Annotated in this window: 19 protein-coding genes and 1 riboswitch; of the genes, 11 read left to right on the forward strand and 8 right to left on the reverse strand. The window is 67.3% G+C overall.

Going from position 1 to position 21255, the window contains the following annotated elements; translation table 11 throughout:
• Nucleotides 1–10: 10 nt before the first annotated feature.
• Nucleotides 11–1174, reverse strand: coding sequence for an isovaleryl-CoA dehydrogenase (locus ACS0OT_RS00900; RefSeq protein ID WP_053499282.1), 1164 nt, complete (start codon nucleotides 1172–1174; stop codon nucleotides 11–13).
• Nucleotides 1175–1332: 158 nt separating this feature from the next.
• Between ACS0OT_RS00900 and ACS0OT_RS00905 the strand changes: the two genes are divergently transcribed.
• The 3 genes from ACS0OT_RS00905 to ACS0OT_RS00915 all read left to right on the forward strand — a co-directional run bounded on the left by ACS0OT_RS00905 (nucleotide 1333) and on the right by ACS0OT_RS00915 (nucleotide 4283).
• Complete coding sequence (locus ACS0OT_RS00905) at nucleotides 1333–1950, forward strand: TetR/AcrR family transcriptional regulator (RefSeq protein ID WP_442256001.1); 618 nt, start codon at nucleotides 1333–1335, stop codon at nucleotides 1948–1950.
• A 195-nt stretch (nucleotides 1951–2145) separates the two neighbouring features.
• Complete coding sequence (locus tag ACS0OT_RS00910; RefSeq protein WP_065178404.1) at nucleotides 2146–2664, forward strand: c-type cytochrome; 519 nt, start codon at nucleotides 2146–2148, stop codon at nucleotides 2662–2664.
• A 173-nt stretch (nucleotides 2665–2837) separates the two neighbouring features.
• A complete protein-coding gene (locus tag ACS0OT_RS00915) occupies nucleotides 2838–4283 on the forward strand; it encodes an ExeM/NucH family extracellular endonuclease (protein WP_065178405.1) in 1446 nt (481 codons plus the stop codon).
• A gap of 73 nt (nucleotides 4284–4356) precedes the next feature.
• Here ACS0OT_RS00915 and ACS0OT_RS00920 read toward each other — a convergent pair whose 3' ends face one another.
• Nucleotides 4357–5214, reverse strand: coding sequence for an EamA family transporter (locus ACS0OT_RS00920; RefSeq protein ID WP_065178406.1), 858 nt, complete (start codon nucleotides 5212–5214; stop codon nucleotides 4357–4359).
• Nucleotides 5215–5257: 43 nt separating this feature from the next.
• Between ACS0OT_RS00920 and ACS0OT_RS00925 the strand changes: the two genes are divergently transcribed.
• The 4 genes from ACS0OT_RS00925 (at nucleotide 5258) to ACS0OT_RS00940 (ending at nucleotide 11232) form a co-directional block, all read left to right on the forward strand.
• A complete protein-coding gene (locus tag ACS0OT_RS00925; RefSeq protein ID WP_065178407.1) occupies nucleotides 5258–5929 on the forward strand; it encodes an alpha/beta hydrolase in 672 nt (223 codons plus the stop codon).
• Nucleotides 5926–7026 carry a cell division protein ZapE gene (zapE, locus tag ACS0OT_RS00930; RefSeq protein WP_065178408.1) on the forward strand — a complete coding sequence of 367 codons (1101 nt, stop codon included), beginning with the start codon at nucleotides 5926–5928 and terminating at the stop codon, nucleotides 7024–7026. The genes ACS0OT_RS00925 and zapE overlap by 4 nt, the downstream gene beginning before the upstream one ends.
• 636 nt (nucleotides 7027–7662) lie before the next feature.
• Nucleotides 7663–10065, forward strand: coding sequence for a ribonucleoside-diphosphate reductase subunit alpha (locus tag ACS0OT_RS00935; RefSeq protein WP_053499270.1), 2403 nt, complete (start codon nucleotides 7663–7665; stop codon nucleotides 10063–10065).
• A 147-nt stretch (nucleotides 10066–10212) separates the two neighbouring features.
• A complete protein-coding gene (locus ACS0OT_RS00940; protein WP_005420683.1) occupies nucleotides 10213–11232 on the forward strand; it encodes a ribonucleotide-diphosphate reductase subunit beta in 1020 nt (339 codons plus the stop codon).
• A gap of 102 nt (nucleotides 11233–11334) precedes the next feature.
• On the opposite strand, the gene ACS0OT_RS00945 is transcribed toward ACS0OT_RS00940, so the two are convergent.
• Complete coding sequence (locus ACS0OT_RS00945) at nucleotides 11335–11970, reverse strand: LysE family translocator (RefSeq protein ID WP_329844326.1); 636 nt, start codon at nucleotides 11968–11970, stop codon at nucleotides 11335–11337.
• 90 nt (nucleotides 11971–12060) lie between these two features.
• Here ACS0OT_RS00945 and ACS0OT_RS00950 point away from each other — a divergent pair, with 90 nt between their 5' ends.
• The 3 genes from ACS0OT_RS00950 to ACS0OT_RS00960 all read left to right on the forward strand — a co-directional run bounded on the left by ACS0OT_RS00950 (nucleotide 12061) and on the right by ACS0OT_RS00960 (nucleotide 14572).
• Nucleotides 12061–12462, forward strand: a complete 402-nt coding sequence (locus tag ACS0OT_RS00950; protein ID WP_021203756.1) for an acyl-CoA thioesterase — start codon at nucleotides 12061–12063, stop codon at nucleotides 12460–12462.
• A gap of 43 nt (nucleotides 12463–12505) precedes the next feature.
• On the forward strand, nucleotides 12506–13312 hold the full coding sequence (locus ACS0OT_RS00955) for an NAD-dependent protein deacetylase (RefSeq protein WP_188239508.1): 807 nt from the start codon (nucleotides 12506–12508) through the stop codon (nucleotides 13310–13312).
• Between the two features lie 159 nt (nucleotides 13313–13471).
• Nucleotides 13472–14572, forward strand: coding sequence for an NADH:flavin oxidoreductase/NADH oxidase (locus tag ACS0OT_RS00960; RefSeq protein WP_188239507.1), 1101 nt, complete (start codon nucleotides 13472–13474; stop codon nucleotides 14570–14572).
• A gap of 3 nt (nucleotides 14573–14575) precedes the next feature.
• Here the strand turns inward: ACS0OT_RS00960 and ACS0OT_RS00965 are convergent, their stop codons facing one another.
• Entirely contained in the window at nucleotides 14576–15487 is a 912-nt protein-coding gene (locus ACS0OT_RS00965; protein WP_053499298.1) for a LysR family transcriptional regulator, read from the reverse strand.
• Between the two features lie 114 nt (nucleotides 15488–15601).
• On the opposite strand from ACS0OT_RS00965, the gene purU reads away from it, so the two are divergent.
• Nucleotides 15602–16453: a formyltetrahydrofolate deformylase gene (purU, locus tag ACS0OT_RS00970; RefSeq protein ID WP_442256403.1), complete on the forward strand. Its 852-nt coding sequence runs from the start codon at nucleotides 15602–15604 to the stop codon at nucleotides 16451–16453.
• A 288-nt stretch (nucleotides 16454–16741) separates the two neighbouring features.
• On the opposite strand, the gene pncA is transcribed toward purU, so the two are convergent.
• The 4 genes from pncA to ACS0OT_RS00990 all read right to left on the reverse strand — a co-directional run bounded on the left by pncA (nucleotide 16742) and on the right by ACS0OT_RS00990 (nucleotide 21070).
• On the reverse strand, nucleotides 16742–17368 hold the full coding sequence (pncA, locus tag ACS0OT_RS00975; protein WP_442256002.1) for a bifunctional nicotinamidase/pyrazinamidase: 627 nt from the start codon (nucleotides 17366–17368) through the stop codon (nucleotides 16742–16744).
• A gap of 55 nt (nucleotides 17369–17423) precedes the next feature.
• Nucleotides 17424–18095, reverse strand: a complete 672-nt coding sequence (locus ACS0OT_RS00980; RefSeq protein WP_061480745.1) for an epoxyqueuosine reductase QueH — start codon at nucleotides 18093–18095, stop codon at nucleotides 17424–17426.
• 139 nt (nucleotides 18096–18234) lie between these two features.
• Nucleotides 18235–18448, reverse strand: a riboswitch (cobalamin riboswitch).
• 98 nt (nucleotides 18449–18546) lie between these two features.
• Complete coding sequence (locus ACS0OT_RS00985) at nucleotides 18547–19956, reverse strand: nicotinate phosphoribosyltransferase (protein WP_139726613.1); 1410 nt, start codon at nucleotides 19954–19956, stop codon at nucleotides 18547–18549.
• Between the two features lie 64 nt (nucleotides 19957–20020).
• Nucleotides 20021–21070 carry a bifunctional nicotinamide-nucleotide adenylyltransferase/Nudix hydroxylase gene (locus ACS0OT_RS00990; RefSeq protein WP_065178416.1) on the reverse strand — a complete coding sequence of 350 codons (1050 nt, stop codon included), beginning with the start codon at nucleotides 21068–21070 and terminating at the stop codon, nucleotides 20021–20023.
• Nucleotides 21071–21255: the final 185 nt, after the last annotated feature.

Genomic DNA, 21255 nt, shown 5'->3' on the forward strand with positions numbered 1-21255 from the left:
CGCAGTGGCCTTACAGGGTGCGCTGGAACAGTTCGCGGCCGATCAGCATGCGGCGGATCTCCGAGGTGCCGGCGCCGATCTCATACAGCTTGGCATCGCGCCACAAGCGGCCGGTCGGGTATTCGTTGATGTAGCCGTTGCCGCCGAGGATCTGGATCGCCTGACCGGTCAGCCAGGTGGCCTTCTCGGCGGCGTACAGGATGGCACCGGCGGCGTCCTGGCGGGTGGTGCGGCCCTGGTCGCAGGCACGTGCCACGGCATAGACATACGCGCGGCAGGCACCCAGGCCCACGTACATGTCGGCGATCTTGGCCTGGATCAGCTGGAAGCTGCCGATCGGCTCGCCGAACTGGTGGCGCTCGTGCACGTACGGCATCACCACGTCCATCGCCGCAGCCATCAGGCCCAGCGGGCCACCGGACAGCACCACGCGCTCGTAGTCCAGGCCGGACATCAGCACGCGCACGCCACCGCCAACCTGGCCCAGCACGTTCTCTTCAGGAATCTCGCAATCCTGGAACACCAGCTCGCAGGTGGGCGAAGAACGCATGCCCAGCTTGTCCAGCTTCTGCGCGGTGGAAAAGCCCTTCATGCCCTTCTCGACCAGGAACGCGGTGATGCCCTTGGCGCCGGCCTCCATGTCGGTCTTGGCGTAGACCACCAGCACGTCGGCATCCGGGCCGTTGGTGATCCACATCTTGTTGCCGTTGAGCACGTAGCGGTCGCCGCGCTTGTCCGCACGCAGCTTCATCGACACCACGTCCGAACCGGCGCCCGGTTCGCTCATCGCCAGCGCGCCCACCTTGGCGCCGCTGCACAGGTCGGGCAGGAAGCGCTGCTTCTGTTCCTCGTTGCCGTTCTTGCGCAGCTGGTTCACGCACAGATTGGAATGCGCGCCATAGGACAGGCCGATGCCGCCGGACGCGCGCGAGATCTCTTCCATCGCCACCACGTGGGCCAGGTAACCCATGCCGGTGCCGCCGTATGCTTCTTCCACGGTGAGGCCCAGCAGCCCCTGTTCGCCCAGCTTCGGCCACAGCGCCAGCGGGAACTGGTTGCTGGCATCGGCCTCGGCGGCCAGCGGAGCGACCTCGGCGGCGGCAAAATGGGCCACGCTCTGGCGCAGCAGGTCGATGTCTTCGCCAAGATCGAAGTTCAGGGATGGCACGTGCATTGTGGTGGCTCCACGGCGGGATGGCAGGAATGGACGCACCCGGCGGGGGAGTGGGGGGCGGTCTGCAGGACCGCCACCCACACGGGCGATGGCCCCAGCGTAGCGGGGTTCGGGTAAGAAGTGAATACGAATTCAAAAATTGAAACTAGAATCAGAACATGGCTTATAAACGCTCTGCATTGATGGAAGAACGCCTGGCGGGCGCCCGTGAACGGATCCTGCTGGCCACCCGCGAGCTGGTCGCCACGGGCGGCTGGCGCAATGCCCCGGTGACGGCCGTGGCGACCCAGGCCGGGGTGTCCACCGGCCTGATCTATCGCCACTTCCCGTCCAAGGCAGAGCTGTTCGTGGAAGTCCTCAATGCCGCCGTCGCCCACGAGGTCGCGATCATGGAGCGCATCGCCAGTGGCCCGGAGGCGGCCAGCGAGCGGCTGCGGCTGGCGATCACCGCCTTCGTCCGCCGTACCCTGGCCGGGCCGGGGCTGGCGCACGCCTTCATCGTTGAACCGGTCGACCCGGACGTGGAAGCCGAGCGCATGCGCGGCCGTCGCGCCTTCGGCGACGTGTTCCTGCGGCTGGTGGAGGAGGGCGTAGCGGCCGGCGAGCTGCCTGCGCAGGACGCGCATGTGGCCGCCGCCTGCCTGGTGGGTGCCTTCACCGAAGCGATGGTCGGCCCGACCGCACCCAGCCGCGAAGCGCACCGCGACGAAGACGCGCTGGTGGATGCGATCTGCAGCTTCTGCCTGCGCGCGATCGGCGCCCCGGCAATCCGGTAGCGCCGGCCGCTGGCCGGCTTCTGTTGCTGGGGTCAGATCCCTTTTGCGGCGCAAAAGGGATCTGACCCCAGCCCCGGCATGCTGCGCCGCATCAGCAGTGACGCCTGTTGTCGCACGCAAAGTGCGTTCTATACTCGGCCCATCACGCAGTCGCTCAGCCGTGGTCCAACGACTATCAGCCAGGGGTAACGAAGAGTGCGGAATTACGATCTGGAGTTCCTGAAACGCTTCTCCATGGTGATCGCGCTGCTGGCGACCATCACCCTCGGCCTCATCCTCCTTGCCGCCTACATCCACACCCGGATTCCGCCCGAGGTGTCGCCGACCGCGGCCAAGCGCACCGAACAGCGCATCTCGCCCACCGGCGCGGTCTATGCCGGCAGTACCGGCGCTGCCGCGCAGGCCGCCGCCAAGGCCGCCGCGCTGGCCAAGGCCGCGTCGCAGGTGGCCTACGGCGGCACCAAGGATGGCAAGGTGATCTTCGACAACCTGTGCACCGCCTGCCACACCACCGGCGTGGGCATGGCACCGACGCTGGACCATTCGCACTGGGACAAGCGCATCGCGCAGGGCAAGGACACGCTCTACAAGCACGCCATCGAGGGCTATACCGGCCCCGACGGCGGCATCATGCCCCCCAGGGGCGGCAACCCGGCCCTGACGGAAGAACAGATCCACGCCACCGTGGACTGGATGCTGGCCAATCTGAAGTAAGCGGTAGTGCCGGCCGCTGGCCGGCAACCACACATCGCACGAAGGTCATGAGGTTGCCGGCCAGCGGCCGGCACGACCTAGGCTTTGCCCACCAAGGTCAAAACCCCGCTCGCAGGCGGGGTTTCGCATTTCAGGGTTAGTCTGTGCGCCCTCGTCCCAGGAATCGCCCGTCGATGCGCCGCTGCTCCCTCGCCCTTGCCCTGTCCCTGCTGCTGCCGGCCGGCGCCATCGCCCAGGCCCAGCCGCAGGCCACGCCGGTCGCGACGCCGCCCGCTGCGCGCAGCAGCGCCAGCGTGGTGCTGACCGCCGCGCCAGCCGACTGGCGCGCGCTGGATGGACAGCGCGTGCGCATCGCCGCACCGCTCACCCTGGCCGGCACCGATGGCCTGGAGCGCTTCGGCCAGCTCACCGTGGCCTTCGATGGCCGCCTCTGGCAGCCGACCGAAGTGGCCGCGCCGGGTACGGCCGGCTATGAGCAGGTGATGGCCGACAACCAGCGTCGTCGCCTGGTGCTGGACGATGGCAGCGATGCCCGCGATCCGGCCAGCGTGGCCTACCTGCCGGGCAACCCGGTGCTGCGCACTGGCATGCAGCTGCGCAATGTGGAGGGCATCGTGCGCGTGGACGCGCAGGGCCGTCCGCGCCTGCAGGTCGAGGGTGCGCTGAAACTGCCGGAACTCAAGCGCCCCGCAGTGCCGACCGTGCCGGGTAGCCTGCACGTGGCCGCCTTCAACCTGGAGAACTTCTTCAACGGTGATGGCCAGGGCGGCGGCTTCCCGACCCTGCGCGGCGCCCGCACGCTGGACGAGCACAAAGCGCAGGTGGCCAAGCTGGTCGCCACGGTCAACGCGCTGGGCGCCGACGTCGCCGCGCTGATGGAGCTGGAGAACGACGGCTACGGACCGCAGTCGGCCATCGCCGAACTGGTCGATGCGCTCAACCGTGACCGCGGCGCGCAGGGCGACTGGCGCTTCGTCGATGCCGGCAACGGCCCCGGCGACAACCCGATCCGGGTCGGCATCATCTACCGCAGCTCACGCCTGCAGCCGGTCGGCACGCCGGCCACGTTGACCGGCGGCCCGTTCGTCGAGCACAGCCGCGTGCCGCTGGCGCAGGCCTTCCAGGGCAAGCAGGGCGCGCCGTTCGTGGTGGTGGCCAATCACTTCAAGTCGAAGGGCTGCCGCGACGCAAGCGGCGCCGACGCCGACCGCAACGACAACCAGGGTTGCTGGAACGCCACCCGCGTGACCTCGGCGCAGCAGCTGCATGCCTGGCTGCAGACGGATCCGACCGGTACCGGTACAAAGGACGCGGTACTGCTGGGCGATTTCAACGCCTACGCGATGGAAGACCCGATCCGCACCCTGCACGACCTGGGCTGGCAGGACGCGTTCAAGGTCGTCAAGGTCGAGCATCCCTACAGCTACGTCTACAACGGCTACACCGGCCGCCTTGACCACGCGTTGCTCAGCCCGGGCATGGCCAAGCGCCTGCGCGGTGCCGCCGAATGGCACAGCAACGCCGACGAGCAGGACGCCAGCGGTTACCAGGGCCGCAACGTGCAGGGCCCGTGGCGCAGCTCCGACCACGACCCGCTGCTGCTGGGTTTCGACAAATAACCCTCAACGCCGGGGTCGCGTCAGGGGTCGGATCCCATTCCCACGGAATGGGATCTGACCCCGATGCACATGCTCACCCCCAGGCGATCAAGCCGATCGCCAGCACCGCCAGCGCCAAACCGGCACGGTTCCACTTCGTGGTGGCCTCGCCGAAGACGAACACGCCCACCAGTGCACCCAGCACCACCACGCCGATGTTCATGCCGGCGAACACGGTGGCCGGGTTGTCCGGCATCGACTGGTGCGCATGCACATAGAACAGGATGTTGCTGCCATTGAGCAGGCCCAGCAGCGCACCCGCGCCGAGGTTGCGCCAGGCCAGCTGGCTGCGGCCACTGACATGCCGCCACAGCTGCAGGGCCAGCATCAGCACGAAGGCCACGCTGAAGCTGGCCAGCACCGCCGCCATCGACGGCGTGCCCGACAGCGCCACCTGCTTGAGCAGCACGTCCACCACCGCAAACCCGCCCCATACGCCCAGCAGCCAGCCCCAGCCGCCGGGCGAGGACGCCACCGCCGGGCCGCGCGGGCGCAGGCTGATCGCCACCATGGCGACCAGGCCCAGCGCCAGGCCGACCAGCTTCCACGGCGTCGCGCTCTGGCCGAAGAACAGGAAGGCGGCAGCCAGTGACAGCAGCAGCGACAGGCGCTGCGCCACATCGCTGCGCACGATGCCGGCCACCGCCACTGCGCGGCCCAGCACCAGGAAGATCGAGGGCAGCACCACCGCCAGCGCCAGCAATGACAGCCACGGCGCATGCGGCGCGCGCAGCGCATCCAGCGGCGGCTGCAGCACCACCGCGGTGAGCGTTGCCGCCACCAGATAGTTCCAGGTGACCATCTGCGCAACATCCAGTTGGCGGCGTCCGGCCACCTTCAACAACACCGAGACCAGCACGCTGCAGATCACGGCCAAAGACAGGTAGAGCATGGGGCGGGCACAGGGCAGGGGCGGGGGACGGTATCATGGTGCCATGCACAAGCCCTCGTTCCCCGTCGCCCCCGGCGAAACCGCCTGTCTCCAACTGGATGGCCCGGCCGGCCCGCTGGAAGTGGTCGTCGACCTGCCCAAGGCCGATGTGCCGGTGCAGCCGATCGTGGCCATTGTCTGCCATCCGCTGTCCACCGAAGGCGGCACCCTGCACAACAAGGTGGTCACCATGACCGCCACCACCCTGCGCGAGCTGGGCATCGCCACGGTGCGCTTCAACTTCCGCAGCGTCGGCGCTTCGGCCGGTACCTTCGATGGCGGCGTGGGCGAGCAGGATGACCTGAAGGCCGTCGCCGCCTGGGTACGCAGCCAGCGCCCGGACGACCGCCTATGGCTGGCCGGTTTCAGCTTCGGTTCGTTCGTTTCGCTGAAGGCGGCTGCCGCGCTGCAGCCGGAAGCGCTGATCTCGATCGCGCCGCCGGCTGGTCGCTGGGATTTCGACGGTATCGCACCGCCGGCCCGCTGGCTGGTGATCCAGGGCGAGCAGGACGAGATCGTCGACCCGCAGGCCGTCTACCAGTGGCTGGACACGCTGGACTTCCCGCATGAGCTGGTGCGCATGCCCGAGACCAGCCACTTCTTCCACCGCAAGCTGATCGACCTGCGCGGCGCGCTGACCCACGGCGTGAAGCATTGGCTGGGCGCGGCGGCATGAGTGCAACCGAGTTGACCCCGTCGCAGCGGTACGCGGAAGGGGTCGCCCGTGGTGACTGGCAGGACGACCCGGCCCAGCATGCAGCGCTGGCCGAGCTGGACCGCATCCACCTGGGACTGCTGGACAGTGCCGAGGACGGCTGGCTGGACCGCCTGTCCTCGTTCTGGAAGAAGCCCGAGCCGGTCAAGGGCCTGTACTTCTGGGGCGGCGTCGGCCGCGGCAAGACCTTCCTGGTCGACCTGTTCTACGACGGGCTGCCGATCAAGCAGAAGTACCGCACGCATTTCCATCGCTTCATGCGCAGCGTCCACGAGCGTCTGCGCGAGCACCAGGGGCAGAGCGACCCGCTGGCGAAGATCGCCCAGGAGTGGCGCAGCAACCTGCGCGTGCTGGTGCTGGACGAGTTCTTCGTCACCGACATCGGTGATGCGATGCTGCTTGCGCGGCTGCTGGAGCGCCTGTTCGCCGAGGGCGTGACCCTGGTCACCACCTCCAACACCGCAGTTGAGAACCTGTACCTCAACGGCCTGCAGCGCGAGAGCTTCCTGCCGGCCATCGGCCTGTTGCAGCGCTTCTGCGTGGAGCTGTACGCAGAAGGCACCGAGGACTACCGGATGCGCGCGCTGACCCGCTCGCCGGTGTACCGCGCACCGTTGGCCGCAGACAGCGACGACTGGCTGGCCACGCGCTGGAGCGAACTGAGCGGCGGCCAACCGGCCAGGCCCGGCAACATCGAGATCGAGGGCCGCAAGATTCCGGTCCGCGGCCGCGGCAAGAGCATCGCCTGGTTCGATTTCGCCGCGCTGTGCGAGGGCCCGCGCGGGCCCTCGGACTACATCGAGATCGCGCACGAGTTCAACACGGTACTGCTGGGCGGCATTCCGGCCTTCGATCGCCTGAACGAGGATGCCGCGCGCCGCTTCGTCAACCTGATCGACGAGTTGTACGACCGCCACGTCAACCTGGTCTGCACCGCCAGCACCTCGCCGGTCGAGCTGTACACCGGCCAGCGCCTGCAGGGCGCGTTCGAGCGCACCGCTTCGCGCCTGATCGAGATGCAGAGCGCCGAGTACCTGGGCACCCCGCACCGGGCGTGAGGGGTTCCGCGCGAATGCAATGCCGGCCAGCGGCCGGCACGACCACCCTGGGATTCCGGTAGTGGCGGCCGCGGGGCGGCAATGATCGGGGGATAGGGCGCAACGGCGTTTCCCTGCGGCCGCTCCTCCGGCCCGGCCGACATGTTCAGCCTCGCGTCGCTGCCCGGCGGGTGATCCCGGCATCCACCGGATTCCCACCGGCTGCCCACGCTCTATCCACAGGGTTGTCCCTAGCCAGTTTCATCACTGTCATGTGAAGCTGTCATTGTTCCGTTTCCGCGGTGCGTTGTGCCACCGCAGTGACGCCTTTCGGGCTTGACTGCGCAGCCCGTTCCGGCAGGTCTGAAGCGTCTGATCCGGGCGCCGTCGGCACGATCCTTGCGGCGCAAGGGATTGCCGAATTTCACTACATTTGGCGTTGACGGACCCCACTACCCCCACTATCTTGTGGCCGTCGGTCGCAGCAACCCCAGGTCTGGGGGTTGGCAGCAGCACCCATCCGCGATCGTCAACGGCAGTGGCAGGCGCAGGGTCTCATCCCCTGCGACGCCGTCCTGCCATCCTGGGCCGTCATGTCCCGGGCTGCGTCACCCCGATGCATCGAGCACCCCCAATCACGCCAAGAGGACATACGCCGTGAGCACCGAATCCAGCGCCACCATCGAGAAGGAAAGCGAGTTCCTGTTGACGTCGCCGCCGACGGCCAACGCGATGAGTGTGACCAAGCGCAACGGGACCACCGAGCTGGTGGACCTGAACAAGATCGTGCGCGCGGTGCAGCGTTCCTCCGAAGGCCTGCACGCCGTCGATCCGATGCGCGTGGCCACCCGCACCATTTCCGGCCTGTACAACGGCGCCACCACCCGCGAGCTGGACGAACTGTCCATCCGCACCGCCGCCCTGCTGATCGGTGAAGAGCCCGAGTACGGCCGCCTCGCTGCGCGCCTGCTGGCCAACTACATCGCCAAGGAAGTCTCGGGCCAGGAAATCTACGCCTTCTCGCAGTCGGTCAGCCGCGGTCATGAAGTCGGCCTGATCAACGACCGCCTGCTGAACTTCGTGCAGACCAATGCACGCAAGCTCAACGACGCCATCGACGGCGCGCTGGACCTGAACTTCGATTACTTCGGCCTGCGTACCCTGTACGACCGTTACCTGCTGCGCCATCCGCACACCCGCAAGGTGATCGAGACCCCGCAGCAGTTCTTCCTGCGCATCGCCAGCGCGCTGAGCGAGGACGTGTCCGAGACCCTGGCGCTGTACAAGCGCATGGGCAATCTGGACTACCTGCCGTCCAGCCCGACCCTGTTCAACTCCGGCACCACCCACGAGCAGCTGTCCTCGTGCTTCCTGCTGGACTCGCCGCAGGACTCGCTGGAGTCGATCTATGCCAAGTACGGCGACATCGCCCAGCTGTCGAAGTTCTCCGGCGGCATCGGCGTCAGCTACACCCGCGTGCGTTCGCGCGGTTCGCTGATCAAGTCGACCAACGGCCACTCCAACGGCATCGTGCCGTGGCTGAAGACCATGGATTCGTCCGTGGCCGCGGTGAACCAGGGCGGCAAGCGCAAGGGCGCAGCCTGCGTGTACCTGGAAACCTGGCACGCCGACATCGAGGACTTCCTCGAACTGCGTGACAACACCGGTGACGAAGCCCGCCGTGCGCACAACCTGAACCTGGCCAACTGGGTGCCGGACCTGTTCATGAAGCGCGTCGAGGCCGACCAGGAATGGTCGCTGTTCGATCCGCGCGTCGTGCCGGAGTTCACCGACCTGTTTGGCGAAGCCTTCGAGGCTGCCTACCTGCAGGCCGAAGCCCAGGGCAAGGCCAACCGCACCATCTCCGCGCGCAAGCTGTACGCCCGCATGATGCGTACGCTGGCTGAGACCGGCAACGGCTGGATGACCTTCAAGGACAAGTGCAACCGCGCCAGCAACCAGACCCTGCGTCCGGGCAACGTGATCCACCTGTCCAACCTGTGCACCGAAATCCTGGAAGTCACTTCCAACGATGAAACCGCAGTGTGCAACCTGGGTTCGATCAACCTGGGCAATCACTTCGACGAGCACAACGAGTTCGACTTCGAGAAGCTGGCCGAGACCGTGCGCCTGGCCGTGCGCCAGCTCGACCGCGTCATCGACCTGAACTTCTACCCGATCGAAACCGCCCGCCGCGCCAACCTGCGCTGGCGTCCGGTCGGCCTGGGCTGCATGGGCCTGCAGGATGTGTTCTTCCGCAAGCGCCTGCCGTTCGACAGCGCCGAAGCCCGCGCGCTGTCGAAGAAGATCGCCGAAGCGATCTACTTCCACGCGCTGGAAACCTCCTGCGAGCTGGCCCAGGAACGCGGCAAGCACCCGTCGTTCAACGACACCCGTGCCGCCAGCGGCGAACTGCAGTTCGACGCCTGGAACGTGGTGCCGGAAGACACTGCGCGCTGGGACGCCCTGCGTGAGCGCATCAAGGAACACGGCCTGCGCAACTCGCTGATGATCGCGATCGCGCCGACCGCGACCATCGCCTCGATCGCCGGCTGCTACGAGTGCGTCGAGCCGCAGGTGTCCAACCTGTTCAAGCGCGAGACCCTGTCCGGTGACTTCCTGCAGGTCAACCGCTACCTGGTCAACGAGCTGAAGAAGCTGGGGCTGTGGACGCCGGAAATGCGCGATGCCATCAAGCTGGCCGAAGGCTCGATCGCCGGCGTGGCGCAGATCCCGGAAACGCTGCGCGAGGTCTACCGCACCGCGTGGGAACTGCCGATGCGTTCGCTGATCGACATGGCCGCCGAGCGTGGCGCCTTCATCGACCAGTCGGCCTCGCTCAACCTGTTCATGGAAAGCCCGAACATCGGCGCGATGTCCTCCATGTACATGTACGCCTGGAAGCAGGGCATCAAGACCACCTACTACCTGCGTTCGCGCCCGGCCACCAAGATCGCCAAGACGACGGTGAGTGCCGCCGCACCGGCCAAGGTGTTCAGCCCGGACGAAGCCATCGCCTGCTCGCTGGAAAACCCGGAAGCCTGCGAGGCCTGCCAGTAACACGCCGCGCGGTGGGTGCCGACCGTTGGTCGGCACTCGAACACCTCGCACCTGTAGAGCCGAGCCATGCTCGGCTGCAGCACGGAAACACCAAGGTAGCGCCGGGCCATGCCCGGCGTTTTGACCCGAGAATTCAAGGAAACACCCATGGCCGACAAGCCCAAGCAGATGCTGCTCGATCCCGGTTTTGAACTGACCCTGCGCCCGATGCGCTACCCGCAGTTCTATGACATGTACCGGAATGCGATCAAGAACACCTGGACGGTGGAAGAGATCAACTTCCAGATCGACATCACCGACCTGCACAGCAAGATGTCGCCGGGCGAGCGCCACCTGATCCACCGCCTGGTCGCGTTCTTCGCCACCGGCGACTCGATCGTGTCCAACAACCTGGTGCTGAACCTGTACCAGCACCTCAATGCGCCGGAAGCGCGCATGTACCTGTCGCGCCAGTTGTATGAAGAAGCGCTGCACGTGCAGTTCTACCTGACCCTGCTCGACAACTACCTGCCGGACCCGGAAGAGCGCGCCAAAGCGTTCTCGGCGGTGGAGAACATCGACTCGATCAAGAAGAAGGCCGATTTCTGCTTCAAGTGGATCGACTCGATCCAGGACCTGACCCGCATCGAGACCCGCGAACAGCGCCGCCAGTTCCTGCTCAACCAGATCTGCTTCGCTGCCTGCATCGAAGGCCTGTTCTTCTTCGCTGCGTTCGCCTACGTGTACTACTTCCGTTCGCGCGGCCTGCTGCCAGGCCTGGCCTCGGGCACCAACTGGGTGTTCCGCGACGAAAGCGCGCACATGGAGTTCGCCTTCGAGTCGGTGCGCGTGGTGCGTGAGGAAGAGCCGGACCTGTTCGACGATGAAATGAAGCAGCAGGTCTACGACATGCTGGCCGAAGCCATCGAATGCGAAGTGCAGTTCGCCGAGGACGTGCTGTCCGGTGGCGTGGCTGGCATTTCCACCCGCGACATGCGCCAGTACCTGCAGCACTGCGCCGACCAGCACTTTGCCAAGCTGGGCATGGAAAAGAAGTACAACGTGCGCAACCCGCTGCCGTTCATGGAACTGCAGGACGTGCAGGAACTGACCAACTTCTTCGAACGCCGCGTCTCGGCCTACCAGGTCGGCGTGCAGGGCGAAGTCGCCTTCGACATGAACTTCTGATCGAACCGGTCAGGCCTGTCGCAACGAAAGACCCCGGCCAATGCCGGGGTTTTTTGTTGCGCGCCTGGCTTTTGTAGAGTCGAGCATGGCTCGACTCTACGATCAGCGCCGCCCTTCCACCGCCATGCGCACCGCCAACCCGGCCAGCACCGTGCCCATCAGCCAGCGCTGCACCCTCTGCCAGGTGGGGCGCGCGGCCAGGAAGCCGGCGATGCTGCCGGCGGTCAGCGCGATCAGGCCGTTCACGCTGACGCTGACCAGGATCTGGGTGCAGCCCAACACGATCGACTGCATCAGCACACTGCCTTCGCTGTCCGGATGCAGGAACTGCGGCAGCAGCGACAGGTACATCACCGCCACTTTCGGGTTCAGCAGATTGGTCAGCAAGCCCATCGTGAACAGTCTGCGCGGGCTGTCCTGCGGCAGCTCGCGCACCGCGAACGGCGAACGGCCGCCGGGCTTCAGCGCCTGCCACGCCAGGTAGAGCAGGTACAGCGCGCCACCGATGCGCAGCGCCTCATAGGCGAACGGCACGGTCGTCAGCAGGGCGGTGATGCCCAGCGCCGCGCACAGCATGTAGAACACGAAGCCCAGCGCCACCCCGGCCAGCGAGATCAGCCCGGCGAGCGGCCCTTGGCAGATCGAGCGCGAGATGACGTAGATCATGTTCGGCCCGGGCGTGAGCACCATGGCCAGGGAAACCAGCGCGAAGGCCAGCAGGTCGGAAAGTGCGGGCATGGGCGGTCCTGGCAGTGGGCGTGGCGCAGTGTAGCGCCGCCTGCACGGGGCCTGGCTTAAAATTGACGGACCCCACACCGAAGCACCCCCATGACCCCGATCCCCGAGACTGTGCCGCCCACTGAAGTGCGCATGGCCGAAATCGTCTTCCCCAACCACACCAACCACCTCGGCACCCTGTTCGGTGGCCAGGCATTGGCGTGGATGGACAAGGCCGCCTTCCTGGCCGCCGCCCGCTATTCGCGACGCACCGTGGTGACCGCGCGCAGCGACCAGGTCGACTTCAAGCTGCCGATCCGCATCGGCCAGATGGTGGAAACCATCGGCCGCATCGTCGAAGTCGGGCGCAGCTCGATGAAGGTCGAGGTCGAACTGGTCGCCGAGGACCTGCACAGCGGTGAGCGCAAGCTGTGTACCCGCGGCCACTTCGTGATGATCGCGCTGGACGAGGACGGCCACCCGATCGCGGTGCCGCCGCTGCCGGCCGCCTGAGCCGGCGCTTGCACGGGCGCTGCGGCGCCCCCATCTGGCAGCCATGACCTCGCCGCTGACCGACTTCATCGACCGCGCCCAGCGCCTGTTCGTGCTGACCGGCGCCGGTTGCAGCACCGCCTCGGGCATCCCCGATTACCGCGATACCGACGGCCAGTGGAAGCGCACGCCGCCGGTGACCTACCAGGCGTTCATGGGCGAAGCGGGTACCCGCCAGCGTTACTGGGCGCGCAGCCTGCTGGGCTGGCCGCGCTTCGGCCTGGCCCGGCCCAACGGCACCCACCAGGCCCTGGCCGCCCTGGAAAACAACGGCAAGCTGCAGGTGCTGCTGACCCAGAACGTGGACGGCCTGCACCAGCGCGCCGGCAGCCACAAGGTGATCGACCTGCATGGCCGCCTGGACCGGGTGCGCTGCATGGGCTGTGAGCGCCGCAGTGGCCGCGAGGATTTCCAGCAGCGGCTGCTGGACGCCAATCCGGGCTGGGATGCGCTGGAGGCCGGTATCGCGCCCGATGGCGATGCCGATCTGGAGACCGATTTCTCCACGTTCGTGGTGCCCGATTGCCCTTACTGCGGCGGCCTGCTGAAGCCGGATGTGGTGTTCTTCGGCGAGAACGTGCCGCGTGAACGGGTGGCGGCGGTGCATGACCACCTGCAACAGGCTGATGCCGTGCTGGTGGTGGGCTCGTCGCTGATGGTCTATTCCGGCTTCCGCTTCGTGCAGGCGGCCGCGAAGGCAGGGTTGCCGGTGGTGGCGCTGAACCGAGGCCGCACCCGAGCCGACGACCTGCTGTTGTTCAAGGATGAGCGGGACTGCGCTGAAGCGCTGGCCACGTGGGCTGCGCGCTGAGCCAAGCACGGGCTCGGCTCTACAAGGGGCGAGGGCTTCTGTAGGGCCGAGCGCACGCTCGGCTGCTGCAGGTCACGCGAAACAGCGATCCATCCAGATGGTTGATCCGCGAGCCGCGCAGCGGTGCAATACGCACCCCCTACGTCGTTCATCACCGTCTTGAGCCAGCTGTTCTCGCCGATTTCATTCGGCCCCCTCACCCTGTCCAACCGCATCGTCATCGCGCCGATGTGCCAGTACTCCGCCGAAGACGGTCGCGCCAGCGACTGGCACGCCATGCACCTGGGCAACCTGGCGCAGTCCGGCGCCGGCCTGCTGATCCTGGAAGCCACTGCGGTCGAGCCGCGCGGCCGCATCAGCTGGGCCGACCTGGGCTTGTGGGACGACGGCACCGAGGCCGCGCTGGCGCAGGTGCTGGCCAGCGTCCGCCGCTGGTCGCCGATGCCGCTGGGCATCCAGCTCGGCCACGCCGGTCGCAAGGCCTCGGTGAAGCGCCCGTGGGACGGCGGCGGCCAGCTGCCGGGCGATGATGCGCGTGGCTGGGCCACGGTGGCGCCGTCGCCGCTGCCGTTCCATGCCGCCGATCCGGCACCGCAGGAACTGGACGAGGCCGGCATCGCCGAGCTCATCGCCGCTTTCGCCGCCAGTGCGGTGCGCGCCGAGCGCCTGGGCTTCGAGCTGATCGAGCTGCATGCCGCGCACGGCTACCTGCTGCACCAGTTCCTGTCGCCGCTGAGCAACCACCGCACCGATGGCTACGGTGGCTCATTGCCGAACCGCCTGCGCCTGCTCGTGGAAGTATTCGACGCCGTGCGTGCGGCGGTATCGGACAAGGTCGCCGTGGGCGTGCGCATCTCCGCCAGCGACTGGGTCGATGGCGGCTGGGATCTGGTGCAGAGCGAAGCGCTGGCCCAGGTGCTGGACGCGCGCGGCTGCAACTTCCTGCACGTTTCCAGCGGTGGCTTGGACGAGCGCCAGAAGATCACCGTCGGCCCGGGCTACCAGGTGCCGTTCGCAGCAGCGATCAAGGCCAAGGTGCGCATGCCGGTGATCGCGGTGGGCATGATCACCGAACCGGAGCAGGCCGAATCGATCCTGCGCCATCGCCACGCCGATGCGGTAGCGCTGGCACGCGGCATCCTCTACGACCCGCGCTGGCCGTGGCACGCTGCTGCCGCATTGCGCGACAGCGTGGAGCCGGCGCCGCAGTACCTGCGCTGCGAGCCGCGCGAGGCGCGTGGCGTGTTCAAGGCGCGCTGAGGCTCACACCCGCCAGGCCGGCGCCATGCCGGCCTGCAGATGCTCGAACAGCGCGCGGATCTTGGCGGTGAAGTCGCGGCGGTCGCTGACGCAGAAATAGACCTCCATCGGCTCCGGGCGCCACGCCGTGTCGGCGCCGAACACCGCCTGCAGGCGGCCGTCGCGCAGGTAGGGCTCGGCCACGAAGGCAGCCAATCGTGTGAGGCCGGCACCGGCCGCCGCCAGCGACGCCAGCGCATCGATGTCATCGCAGACCATGCTCGGCGGCAGCGCGGCGTCCACGCGCTGGCCGTCCTTCAGCAGGCCCCAGCGCAGCGGCCGGCCATCGGTGGGGAAGCGGTGCAGCAGCCCGCGATGGCTGCCCAGGTCCGAGGGTTCCTGCGGCGTGCCATGGGTCTTCAGGTAGGTTGGTGAGGCGCAGAACACGAATGGCACGCGCGCCAGCTGCCGTGCGACCACACCGTCCTCCAGCTGCGCGCCGATGCGGATGCTGGCATCCACCGCCTCTGGACCATGCTGCACGGCGCGGTCGGTCAGGCGCAGCTCCAGCTGCAGTTGCGGGTAGCGCTGCTGCAGTGACGGCAGCAACGGTGCCAGCACGTGGCGGCCGAAGGCGCTGCTGCTGGCGATGCGCAGGGGACCGGCCGGTTCGATATCACCGGCAGTCACCATCGCCTGCGCGCGCGCCAGGTCGCCCTCGATGTGGCGCACCTGCGCCAGGTACAGCGCGCCGGCCTCGCTGAGGGCCAGCTGGCGCGTACTCCGGTTCAGCAGCCGTACGCCCAGATGCGCTTCCAGTCGGTTGATGTTCTGGCCGACTGCGGTGGCGCTGATGCCAAGGATGCGGGCCGCGGCGGCAATGCTGCCGGTCTCTGCGGTGCGGGTGAAGCTGCGGATCAGTTGCAACAGGTTCATGACCGACCAGCTTGCCACGGTGATTGCCAAGTATCGCTTGGGACTGAACCAAGCGGTTCGGTTGCATCGGTGATCATCCGGCTGCTGGGCAGGAAGCTGCCCTACACTGTGGAGATGCGCCCCGATTCCATCCTCACCCTGTCCTGCCCCGACCGTACCGGTATCGTCTACCGAGTGTCCGGCCTGCTGTTCGACCACGGCTGCAACATCCTCGACGCCCAGCAGTTTGGCGACGAGGAAAGTGGCCGCTTCTTCCTGCGCGTGCATTTCGACCGCGATGCCAGCCTGCTGCTGGAGACCGTGCATGCCGCGATGGCCAAACTTGCCGAAGGCTTCGGCATGGACTGGCAGCTGCATGATGGGCGCCGCCGGGCACGCCTGCTGGTGCTGGTCAGCAAGCAGGGGCACTGCCTCAACGACCTGCTGTTCCGTGCCCACAGCGGCCAGCTGAAGGTCGATATCGCGGCAGTGGCGTCCAACCACGCCGACTTTGCGCCATTGGCCGCGTCTTACCTGGTACCGTTCCACCACCTGCCGGTGACCGCCGATACGCGTGCGGTGCAGGAGCAGCAGATCATCGACCTGGTCGAGCGTGAGCGCATCGACCTGGTGGTGCTGGCGCGCTACATGCAGATCCTGTCACCCACGCTGTGCCGCGCGCTGGCCGGCCGTGCGATCAACATCCATCACAGCTTCCTGCCCAGCTTCAAGGGCGCTCAGCCGTATCATCAGGCGCACGCGCGCGGGGTCAAGATCATCGGCGCCACCGCGCATTACGTCACCGAGGATCTGGACGAAGGCCCGATCATCGAACAGGACGTGGCCCGCGTGGACCACGCGATGGCGCCGCGCGAGCTGGTGCGGCTGGGCAGCGATACCGAATCGCTGGTGCTGGCGCGCGCGGTGCGCCGCCATGTGGAGCACCGCATCCTGCTCAACGGGCACCGCACGGTGGTGTTCCGGTAATCGCCCATCCCGCGTCCGCCGGGCATGGCCCGGCGCTACCACGGGTTCTATCCGGTAGTTGCCGGCCAGCGGCCGGCAACTGCAGAGATCCCGAGGTTGCCGGCCAGCGGCCGGCACTACCGAATCCTGATTTCATCCAATGAAAAGCCCCCGGTTCGGCCGTCCCGCGATCTATAGGGGGGCGTAGTTAGGGGGCTGGATGAATCGATTGTGTTGTTGTGGGCAGGAGCGCGCAAGCGGCATAAGCGACGTGCGCGGTAGCGCCGGGCCATGCCCGGCGGTCACGCCTCAGACGATCGCAATCCCCGCCTTGCCCAGCGCTTCGCGCACCATCGCGTCGTTGGCCTCGGTCACCGGCCGGGTCAGCTCCCACAGGAACTTCACCCGGAAGCCGGATTTCACCGCGTCCTGCGCGCTCCACAGCACGCAGTAGTCGCGGGCCAGGCCGCACACATGCACTTCGCGGATGCGGCGCTCATGCAGCCAGCCGGCCAGGCCGGTGGCCGGGCGCTCGCCATCGGGGCCGTGGTTCTCGCGGAAGGCGCTGTACGAATCCACCTGTGGGCGGGTGCCCTTGCGCAGGATCAGGTCGGCCACGGTCCAGTCCACATCCGGGTGCAGGGCGGCACCCGCGCTGCCCTGCACGCAGTGGTCCGGCCACAGGGTCTGTGGCTGCGCGTGCAGCAGGATGGTCTCGAACGGTCGCTTGCCGGGGTGCTGGCTGGCGAACGAGGCGTGGTCGGCCGGGTGCCAGTCCTGGGTCGCCACCACGGTGCGGTAGCGACGCTGTGCCAGCAGGTCGGCAATCGGTGCCACCAGCGCATCGCCCTGGTCGCAGGCCAGCGCACCGCCGGGCATGAAGTCCGGCTGCAGGTCGATCACCAGCAGGGCGACATCGGCGGGCAGGGCAATCATGGCAGATCCACTACATCAGAAGGAGCGACCAGCGTGGCCGCCCCATGCCTGCACGTCAATCGCCCTGCGGCGCCTCAGCGTCCTGCCCGTAGTACAGCAGGCCGATCCTGATCCGCTCGCGGCCGTTCTCGCGGCGGTGGCGGTTGGCATCGCGCAGCGAGTACACGCAGCCGCAGTACTCCTGCTGGTAGAACTGCTCGCGCTTGCTGATCTCGATCATGCGGCTGGCACCGCCGCCCTTGCGCCAGTTGTAGTCCCAGTACTGCAGGCCTTCATAGCGCGACGCCGCGCGGATGCCGCAGTCGTTGATCTGCGCCATGTTCTTCCAGCGCGAGATGCCCAGCGACGAACTGATGGTGTCGTAGCCGTGCTCGTGCGCGTACAGCGCGGTGCGTTCGAAACGCATGTCGAAGCACATCGTGCAGCGGATGCCGCGCTCGGGCTCGTTCTCCATGCCACGCGCACGGCTGAACCAGTTGTCCGTGTCGTAGTCGCAGTCGATGAACGGAATGCCGTGCTGCTCGGCGAAGCGGATGTTCTCCTGCTTGCGCAGCTCGTACTCCTTCACCGGATGGATGTTGGGGTTGTAGAAGAAGATCGCGTAGTCGATCCCGGAAGCGGTGATCGCCTCCATCACTTCGCCCGAGCACGGCGCGCAGCACGAATGCAGCAGCAGGCGCTTGCCATCGGCGGGCAGGGTCAGGGTGGGGCGTTGGAACTCGGTCATCGTGGCGTGCGTCAGGGCGTGGGAGCGGTCTGGCCGGTTACCGTGAACAGGACGCGCGCGGCCACGCCGCCTGTACGTGCAGGCGGGCGATGGCCCCGGCGCCCTCCCCGCGGAGAGTCCAGGTCGAATCAGGGGACGGTCGTGTCCCCCGGCCGGGGCCGGTATTCGGGCTGATGGACACGGGCCGCAGCCCACCTACTCCCTGCCGCTTCCCAGGCGCGAGCCCAGTGCTGTTGGCAGGATTCGTTTCCATTCACCGCTGCGGGGCAGCTCCGGAATGGGCGCACGAAGCGCCTTCACCGGATTCCCGTTTAACTTCCTGCCGCCATCCAGCCACGGCAGGGATACCTTCGGCGTGCCCACGGTGGACGCGTTGCCGGCGTGGGTCAAGGGGCACCGGGGTTGGAGCCCTTTGCGCTGCAACGGGATCCGACCCCGGTCGGGATGCGCCTCAACGCCCCGCCGCAGCCCGCGCGCGGATCTCATCCAAGCGCTGGTCGTGCAGCAGGCGCCCGTTCTCCCACACGGTCACCATCGCATCCTCGAAGCCGGTCGGCAGCGCCTCGTCACCGCTGGGAGGCAACGCCACCGTGTGCAGGCTGCCGTCATCCAGGCGCCGCAGCAGGCGCATGCGGCCACGCTTGCTGGCCTTGCCGGCATCGGTGACCGGGTCCTTGTAGACGTCGATCCACGCACCCTCGACCCGTGCTGCCGAGCACTTCAGCGCGAACTTCTGGGTGTCGCGGTCCAGTCGTTGCAGCAGGGCGCCGCCCATGCCGAAGGCCACGTTGTCGGCCGAATAGCCGTCGTCGGTGATGCGCTGCAGGATGGCGCGGATCGTATCCGGATTGATGCCATCACCCTGGATCACCCGAACGTGGTTGAGCACGCGGTAGCCCTTGCCGTTGAGGGTGTGGCCGAACGCTTCATCCAGCCGGCGCAGGCTTTCGGCCACCACGTCCACAGGGTCACCCGAGTCGGGGCGGATGACCAGGGTGGCGCCCGAAGCGATCACTTCATCACGCAGCGTCGTGCCCCAGTGCTCACTGATCGCGCGGTAGATGTCATAGCTGTCCGACACCACTGCCACGATCGCGCCCGGCTTGCCGAACTGGCGCAGCATGTTGCGGTAGGCGTCCACTTCGCGCTCGCGGCCCCAGCTGGTGATGGTGCTGTGCTCGGCGGCGGGAATCGAATAACCGGCCATCGGCGCGTGATAGTGCGCGCGGGCCAGGCACAGGGCCGAGACGGTGTCGGTGCCGAGGAAGTTGACCAGGTGTGCGGCACCGCCCAGCGCGGCCGATTCCAGGCTCGATACACCGCGGGCGCCGAAGTCGTGCAGCTTGAACGGCAGCTGCCCCTGCGGATCGTCGCTGGTCTGCTGCAGGAACGCAGCAATGGTCTGCCGTGCATGCCAGCTGATGGTGGCCACGGTGACCGGGTACCACACGCGCAGCAGCAGCGTTTCCAGGTACGACGGCACCCAGAATGCAGCCGGGTCGGTCGACTCGACGGTCATCAGTGCCTGGTGGGTGGGTACCACGCTACCCTCGGGCACGGCACGGATGCGCACCGGCAGGTGGCCGCCGAGCCGATCGACGATATCGCGCCAGCCGGCTTCGTTGAACGGCTCGCCATGGGCGGCGAATACCGCAGCTGCGTCGTCGATGTCGGCGTGGGTGACCGGCCGTGCCAGGGCGTCCTTGAGGATCGCCTGCAGGCCGAAGAACACCGTGCGATCGTGCAGGCCGCCACGTGATTCCACGTAGAAGAACGTGGCATCGGTACCCGGCGGGTACTGCAGCCAATGGCTGGCCTTGTAGCTGTCGGTGTTGAGGAGAAGGTTATCGAGGTAGTGCATGACGGAAGCTCCTTCGCGTCGAGTGACACCAGCGGTCTATCCGCCAGTGGGAAAACCGGGCCGGTCAGCCGCGGCCGAGGAAATACTCCAGGATGTGCAGGTGGTCTTCGAACAATTGCGGGCCCATGTCCAACGCTTCACTCACCGGTATCCAGCGCGCCTTGTCGGCGTCGTCGCCACCGCGCACCGGCGGCAGGTCACCGGCCGGGAATTCGAAGTGGAAACCGTGGGTGATGGTGCGGCCGCGCTGGCTGCGGTCGGGGTGGTCGAATACCTGCTGGCCCTTCAGCGAACCCTTCAGCACCGGCAGCGGAATCTTAAGGCGGGTTTCCTCGCGCAGTTCGCGCAGGCAACTGTCCAGCAGGCTCTGCTCCTGGCCAACGAAACCGCCGGGCAGCGCCCACAGGCCCTTGCCGGGCTCCGAACGGCGCCGTACCAGCAGCACGTGGCCCGAATGCACCACCACCGCATCGGTGGTGACGAAGGTGGGCGCGTAGGGCGCATCCTTCCAGGCGGCCTTGTACTGTTCGATGAAGCGGTACTCGGCCACCAGCTGGGCATACGCAGGCGCGCTTTTGCGGAACGCTTCGAGCATGTCGTACACCGGCGCCGGCACATTGCCACGCAGCATCAGCAGCGCGCCGTGGAAGTCGACGTCGCCGGCTTCGAACAGGTAGCGCCGCAGCTCGGTGGCCGACAGGGTGGCGGTGTGCTGCACGTCCACCAGCGGCCATTGCGGGAACTCCCGCAGGTAGTAGCTGGAGGCATCCTTGTCCATGCCGATCAGGCCCACCTTTGCATCGGCGGCGGCACCGTCGTTGCGCAGGGCGTCGGCCACCTGGCGCTGCACGTTGGCGATCCACTGTGCTTCGTTGTACAGGTGGTCACGCAGCGGGCGGATCAGCAGGCGGTCGGTGTGGCCATCGAGGGCGGCCTGGATCATCACGGCGCGTTCGGCCACGGTCCAGGGATTGCGGAGGCTGCGGGGGGTATCGGCAGAGCCGACCAGGAAGATCAGCTTGCGGGCCCGGCTCAGGGCCAGGCGGGCAACGGCGGCGTGGCCGTTGTGGAAGGGCTCGAATCGCCCGATGAAGACGAGATAGTCGAATTCCATGAGAATCCCTCATGTCGTTGTGGCAGCCGCGGGTCTGTCCCTTGGCTTGCTGCAGATGCTACGCCGATGGTGTAGCCGGTCAAGCCTGCAGGCCTGCCATCTGCTGAACGCCGCAGATTCCTGCCCGGACTGCGGTGGTGTTCTCAGGCCCTGAGAAGCCGCTGCGCCATACTGGCATCCACGCG

The sequence above is a fragment of the Stenotrophomonas maltophilia group sp. RY12688 genome, assembly GCF_052149045.1.
GTDB lineage: Bacteria > Pseudomonadota > Gammaproteobacteria > Xanthomonadales > Xanthomonadaceae > Stenotrophomonas > Stenotrophomonas sepilia.